Annotated in this window: 4 protein-coding genes and 1 tRNA gene; 1 reads left to right on the forward strand and 4 read right to left on the reverse strand. The window is 73.6% G+C overall.

Annotation, left to right across the window (positions count from 1 at the left end):
• Positions 1–236: 236 nt before the first annotated feature.
• The 3 genes from JX283_RS06940 to JX283_RS06950 form a co-directional block, all read right to left on the reverse strand.
• A tRNA-Pro gene (locus JX283_RS06940) sits at positions 237–313 on the reverse strand.
• A 66-nt stretch (positions 314–379) separates the two neighbouring features.
• Positions 380–1,279, reverse strand: a complete 900-nt coding sequence (ispE, locus tag JX283_RS06945) for a 4-(cytidine 5'-diphospho)-2-C-methyl-D-erythritol kinase (RefSeq protein WP_204829924.1) — start codon at positions 1,277–1,279, stop codon at positions 380–382.
• A gap of 83 nt (positions 1,280–1,362) precedes the next feature.
• Entirely contained in the window at positions 1,363–1,653 is a 291-nt protein-coding gene (locus JX283_RS06950) for a Veg family protein (protein WP_135978884.1), read from the reverse strand.
• Between the two features lie 217 nt (positions 1,654–1,870).
• Here JX283_RS06950 and JX283_RS06955 point away from each other — a divergent pair, with 217 nt between their 5' ends.
• The gene (locus JX283_RS06955) at positions 1,871–2,929 is read left to right on the forward strand and encodes a Xaa-Pro peptidase family protein (RefSeq protein WP_239652523.1); all 1,059 of its coding nucleotides are present in this window, start codon (positions 1,871–1,873) and stop codon (positions 2,927–2,929) included.
• Between the two features lie 102 nt (positions 2,930–3,031).
• Here the strand turns inward: JX283_RS06955 and JX283_RS06960 are convergent.
• A partial coding sequence (locus JX283_RS06960; protein WP_204829926.1) for a DUF5979 domain-containing protein occupies positions 3,032–6,670 on the reverse strand: 3,639 nt, incomplete at its 5' end.

Raw genomic sequence — 6,670 nt, forward strand, 5'->3', positions numbered from 1 at the left:
CTCCTCCGCACCTGATCGCGTCTGAGGGCGACTCCCGAGCGCCCCGGCGACCCGAATCCGCCCCCAGCCGCGTTCAGGGAGGGGGAAACCCGACCTCAGACGCGTTCAGGTGCGAAAGGGGTCGCCCTCAGACGCGTTCAGGTGGGAGATGGGTAGGCGGGCCGGACCCGGATGGGCCGGCCGGCGCGGCATAGCAAAGCAGGCCACCGGGCTGCCCCGATGGCCTGCGACTTTGCTGGTCGGGTTGACTGGATTCGAACCAGCGACTTCTGCGTCCCGAACGCAGCGCTCTACCAAGCTGAGCCACAACCCGTTGCAGTTGTGCAGTGTAGCACGTTTCTCCCAGGACGGTAAAGCCCTCCTCGGCCTTCCCCCTCCCCTACCCGTGCCAGGTGTCCGAGACGATCGCCGGGCCGCCCCCGCGGGTGGACGTCCCGCAGGCCCACCATCCCCGACGGGCGGCGTCGGTGGCCGCGCCCTCGGCGGCGGCGTGGGAGGTGCAGAACCCGAAGACGCAGCTCCCCGACCCCGACACCTGGCTCGCCAGCACGCCCGGCCGGGCGGCGAGCCAGGTGGCCACGGCCTCCTCGGCGGGCATGAGGCGCCGGGCCACGGGGTCCAGGTTGTTGGCCACGGCGAGGGGCACGGCGCAGGCGTCGCCGGCCTCGAGGGCCGAGACGAGCGGCGCCGGGTCGGCGGCGGGCACCGGGCTGCGGTCGAACTCCCGGTAGGCCTCGGCCGTGTCGACGCCGGGGCCCAGGGGCCGCACGAGCACCACGGGCAGCTCCACCGGGTCGAAGNTGCGCTCCAGCACGTCGCCGGCGCCCCCCATGAGGGCCGGGGCACCGTAGAGGAAGAACGGGACGTCGGCGCCCACCGCGCGGGCCGCCCCCACCACCTCGGGGCCGGCGGGGTCGAGGTCCCAGAGCCTCGCCAGGGCCACGAGCGTGGCCGCGGCGTCGGACGACCCGCCGCCGAGGCCGGCCTGGGACGGGATGCGCTTGTCGATGACGATGCGCACGTCGGGCACGCGGTCGATCGACTCCGAGAGGACGAGGGCCGCCCGTGCGGCCAGGTTGTCGCGGGGGGCGCAGCGCACGNACGGCACGCACGCCACCTCCAGGGTGCTCGCCGGTTGGAGGGTGAGGGTGTCGACGAGGTCCACCGCGGTCATGACGGTGCGGACGGCGTGGAGCCCGCNGGGCGTGCGCTCCGTGGACACGCCCAGGTAGAGGTTGACCTTGGCGGGCGTGGTGACGACGATCTGGGGCAGGGCCACGGCGGCTCCTCTCGACTGCACACGGAAAAGGGGCACGGACCCGCCGGCCCGCGCCCCTGAAGTCTAGCCGACGGGCGTCGCCCCTAGGCCTCCTCGACGAAGTCGAAGATGGGCTCGCCGCTCTCGGTGTCGAACAGCTCCACCGAGCCGGTGAGGACGTCGACGTACTGGTAGCTCTGGCGCGCGATGCGGCCGCGGCGCTCCTCGACCTCCACCATGAAGAGGGAGGGGTGGGCCGAGACGAGGGTACCGGTGCGCTCGACGATGCGCGAGCGGCCCATGTTGGCGCGGACCCGGATGCGGCTCCCGGTGAGCGATGCCAACTCCTCGTGGATCTGGTCGACGCGGTTGACGGACGGGATCTCGTTCTCCATGCCTGTTACTCCAAACGCCGGCTCTGAGACGNCGCTCACCGGATGGGTGGCGTCGAGACAGAATCCAGCCAATATTGAATGTGCGGTGACTTATACTATCTGGTTTTGCTTTTGGGAGGAAGGGCCCTCACAGAGAGCGTACAGTCGGGCGAAACGGGCACGNACNCCTNANANGNCTCGAGAAAGGAAGCCCNTGAACGTCCAGCGCCTGGACCGGGTGCGCCAGAACCTGCGCGACCTCGGCCTCACCCAGACCGTGGTCACCGACCCGGTCTCCATCGCCTACCTCACCGGCTACGACAACGACCCGATGGAGCGCTTCGAGGCCCTCTACCTGGCCGTGGACTNNGANCCCGTGCTCTTTGTCAACCGCCTGTTCCCCGACCCCGGCGACTGCGTGCCCAACGTGGTCACGCTCTACGACACCGACGACCCCGTGGCGTCCCTTGCCCAGGTNACCATCGCCGAGGCACCCCTCGGCATCGACCGCACCATGGAGGCCCGCTGGCTGCTTCCCCTCATGGAGGCCGGCGCCGCGTCGTCGTTCCGCCTGGCCTCCTCGGCCGTGGACGACGCCCGCGCCCGCAAGGACGCCGACGAGCGCGAGGCCATGGCCGCCGCCTCGGCCGTCAACGACCGCGCCATGGACTGGCTCAAGGACCAGCTCAAGACCGGCGTGACCGAGCGGCAGATCGCCGAGGCCCTCGAGGGTGAGTACCGCCNCCTCGGCGCCGACGGCAACTCCTTCGACCCCATCGTCTCCTTCGGCGCCANCGCCGCCGACCCGCACCACGAGCCCGACGGCACCGCCCTCGAGCCCGGCATGGTGGCGCTCTTCGACGTGGGCTGCCGTCTGGGCGGCTACTGCGCCGACATGACCCGCACGTTCTTCTTCGGAGCCGAGCCGGACGAGGAGTTCCGCCGGGTCTACGAGGCCGTGGAGGCCGACAACGCCGAGGCCGAGCAGGTGGCGGCCCCGGGCGTGAGCTTCGCCGCCATCGACCGCGCCGCCCGCGAGGTCATCGAGCGCGCCGGGTACGGCGAGTACTTCACCCACCGCACCGGCCACTCCATCGGCCTGGAGGTCCACGAGCCCGGCGACGTCTCCAGCGCCCACACGGCCCCCGTGGAGCCCGGCATGTGCTTCTCGGTGGAGCCCGGCATCTACCTGCCCGGGAGGTTCGGCGTGCGCATCGAGGACCTCGTGTGCGTGACCGAGAACGGGTCGCAGGTGCTCAACCACCACCCCAAGGACCTGGAGGTCGTGGGCGCGTAGCCCGGCCGCACCCCCATGGGAACGGGGCCGCGCCCGCAGGTTGACTGCGGGCGCGGCCCCGTTTTGGTACCTCTCGACGGGCGGGCGCCGCCGGCCGGGACGTCAGCGGCGAACGGCCCGGACGAGACCCGCGGCCACGACCGCGGCGGCGAGCGCCAGCCCGAGGACGGGCGCCCCGACGTCGCCGGTGGAGGCGATGCGGGCGGCACCGGTGGACCGGCCCCCTGCCCCTGCCGTCGGACGGCTCGCCCCGGGCCCGGGACCGTCCGGGGTCCCCGTGGGCCCGTCGGGTGCGCCCGGCTCACCCGGGTCATCGGGCGCGGCCGGGTCATCCGGCCCCTCAGGATCCTCGGGCCCGTTCGGGTCATCTGGACCCTCAGGGTCATCGGGCTTGCCAGGATCTTCCGGCTCGCCCGGATCGCCCGGGCCCTCAGGGCCGCCCGGGTCATCGGGGCCATTCGGGTCATCGGGCTCGCCCGGGTCCTCGTCCACNNCGTTCACGAACACCGCCGTGGCCACGCCCCCGGCAGGGACCTCGCCCCCGAGGGAGGGCTCCCTGGCCGAGAAGCCCTCGGCCTCGNGCNCGGTGAGGGTCCAGCGGGNGCCCTCCGGCAGTCCGCCCACCACCGCTATCTGGCCGTGGGAGAGCTCGAGGGTGTCCCCGGAGGCGACCGTGCCGGAGGCGCCGTCGGAGCGCTCCCACNCAAAGTCACCGGCCAGCGGCTCACCCTGGGCGTCCGTGAGCACAAGCTCGAACACGAAGGCGGTCTGNCGGTGGCCCTCGTCGCCGCCCTCCACCGTCTTGGAGACGGCGATCGAGCCCGTCGCCGGGGCAGGCTCGTCGGGGGGCGTCACCGGGTCGGGGTCGCCCTCCACCGTCACCTCGACCCCGTTGGACGGGATGTCGGTCCCCGGGCCGGCCGGGTCGTTCTCAAAGCGGGCCACGCCCACGTTCTCCCAGGTGACCTTTGCCCCCGCGGCCACCTCGGGCAGCCTCACGGAGAAGTGGACGAAGACCGTCTGGCCGGGCCGGAGATCGCCTACGTCCCANGACACGGTGCCGGTCTCGACGTCGAAGGAGCCCGCCTCCGGAGAGCCCGCGATGCCGGCCGAGCCCTCCACGTACCCGAGGGCCGGCCCCTGGGAGCCGGACGGCTCCACCGGGGTCTGGGGCACCATGTCGGTGACCGTGACGCCGCGGGCGACGGCCGCGCCGTCGTTGGTCACGGCGAGGCGGTAGGTGAGCAGGTCGCCGCCGCGGCCCTCCACGGGGTCGGCGGTGAAGGCGCCGCCGGCCAGGGACTGCTCCTTCCTCAGGGCCAGGTGGGCCACGTCGGTGGCGACGAACACGTCCTCGGAGGGCGGCACCTCCACCCGGGAGGACGGGTCGTCGGGGGTCCCGTGGTCGGCCACGGCCACGTTGTGCCAGACCGTGGCCTCCGCCACCGTCGGGACCTCCACCTCGAAGGTCAGCTCCACGGTGCCGCGGGACGCCAGCTCGCCGAGATGCCAGACGAGGGTGCGGGCGCCCCCGTCGTAGACGCCCCCGTGGGAGGCGGACCCCTCCACGTAGGCGAGGCCGTCGGGGAGCGGGTCGCGCACCACCACGTCGGGGGCCGCGCCGGCGCCGTTGTTGACCACCCGCAGCCGGTAGACCACCGTGTCACCGGGCTCCACGGGCAGGGGCGAGTCGGCGCCCTCCTGGCCGAACCCCGCGTCGGAGCCCTTCACATGCTGGTGCTTGTGGATCTCCACGAGCGGGCGCGGCTCCCCTTCCTCCACGTCCACGGGGCTCGAGGGGATGTCGGCGGGCGGATCGGAGGGGTCGGCAGGGTTGTCGGGGTTGTTGGCGAAGCGGGCCACGGCCACGTTGCGCCAGCTCCACACGGCACCGGAGTCCTCCGGGGTGACAGGCGCGTCGGGCACGGGAAGGGCGACCCTGAAGCTCACCGTGCGCGACTCACCGCCCGCAAGGGTCCCGAGGCGCCATGTCACCCGGGCCGCCCCGTCGGCGTCCGCCGGCCGGAAGACGCCGCCATCCGAGGCGGAGCCGTCCACGTAGGTCAGGGGCAGGTCCACGGTCCCGGCGGGGGCCGAGGTGCCGGGCGACGTCTTGGTGGCCGTGGCGGGGACCTCGTCGGACACCTCCACGTCCTCGGCCGCCGCCTCGCCGGTGTTGGTCACCGTGAGGCGGTACTCCACCGTGGCCCCCTCGGGCACCTGGAGGCCGTCGGAGGTGAGCCCGGAGGCCGTGCCGTCGGCCGCCACCGGTGCCTGGGTCTTCTCGACCTTGAGGGCGGGCGGCGCCACCCGGCGGTTGACGAAGGCGAGGCTGCCGGTGGAGGAGCCCTCCTCGACCGCCCCCTCCAGCGTGGGCTCGGCGGCGGTGAACCCGTCAGACGGCTCCTCGGCCACGGCGTAGCGGGTGCCCACCGGCAGGCCGTGGATCAGGAGCACCTGGCCGTNGCGCAGCTCGAACCGGCCNCCGTCGCCGAGGGTGAGGGAGGAGACGTCCGCGCCGTCCAGCAACTCGGCGTCCACCGTGCCGCCGAGAGGGGCCCCGTCGCCGTCGGTCAGGGAGAGGACAAAGGTGAAGGCCCGCTCAAAGTNGNCGTCCTGGGCGCCGGCGGGGTCGACGGTCTTGGAGACCGCCACGTCGCCGACGGGCTCCTCGGGCCCGGGCCCGGGTCCGGGCTCGGGGTCCTGGGGCTCCCGCACGTTGACGAAGGTCGCCGAGGCCTCCGCATCACCGGGGACGACGCCCTCCTGGCCCACCGAGACCGCCTCGAAGCCCTCCGTCTCCTCCTCGGTCACGGCGTAGCGGGTGCCCTGGGGCAGCCCGTCCACCGTNACCTGCTGCCCATGGGCCAGGGCGAACGTGGAGCCGTGGGAGACCTCCGAGGCCGAGCCGTCGGCCATGGTCGCCGGGAAGCTCCCCGCCAGGGGCCTGCCCTCCCCGTCGAGGAGGGACAGGGAGAACGTGNAGGCGCGGGCCCGGTCGTCGTCGGTGGCCGCCCCGGCCACGGTCTTGGCGATGGAGAGGGAGCCGAGCACGGGGTCGGGCTCGTCGGGCGGCAGGGCCCTGTTGACGAAGGCCGCCTGGGCGCCGGCGAGGCCCACGGCGCCGCTGGCCTTGTCCCTCTCGGCCTCGAAGCCCTCCGCGGGGTCCTCGGTCACGGTGTAGAAGGTGCCGTCGGGCAGCCCCCGCACCGTGGCCGTCTGGCCGTGGGAGAGCGAGACGGCGAGCATGCCGCCGAGCTGGGTGTAGTTGGCGAGGGTCACGGTCTCACTGCCCATGGGCGCGCCGTTGTCGTCATAGTCCACCGTCACCTGGGCCGGCAGGGGCACCCGGGGATGGGCCAGGCGCACGGTGAAGTGGAACCGGGCGCCGCGCTGGTCGTCGGTGGGCTCAGAGCCGTCGGCGGCGGTCACGGTCTTGGAGACCCCGAGCGCCCCCGTCCCCAGGTCGGTGCCCACCCTCACCGGGTCGGTCGGCAGCTCGGCGTCGGGCCCGTGCGGGTTGTTGGCATACCGGGCGACGCCCACGTTCTCCCACTCGGTGGCCTCGCCCACCCAGGGGACCGTCGCCGAGAACTCGACGGTGCGGCTCTCCCCCGCGGGAAGGTCGCCCAAGACCCACGTCACGGTCTTGGAGTCGCGGTCATAGGAGGCCTCGCCGGCGCCGTCCACCACCCGGGCCGAGCCGTCGACGTAGGCGAGGGCCGGCCCGTCGGCGCCGGC

This window comes from Olsenella sp. CU969, from assembly GCF_905219715.1.
In the GTDB taxonomy this organism is placed as follows: Bacteria; Actinomycetota; Coriobacteriia; order Coriobacteriales; family Atopobiaceae; genus Granulimonas; species Granulimonas faecalis.

Coding starts and splice junctions, on each gene's coding strand:
- JX283_RS06950 (WP_135978884.1), bottom strand. CDS start 1,653: ATGGAGAACGAGATCCCGTCCGTCAACCGCGTCGACCAGATCCACGAG.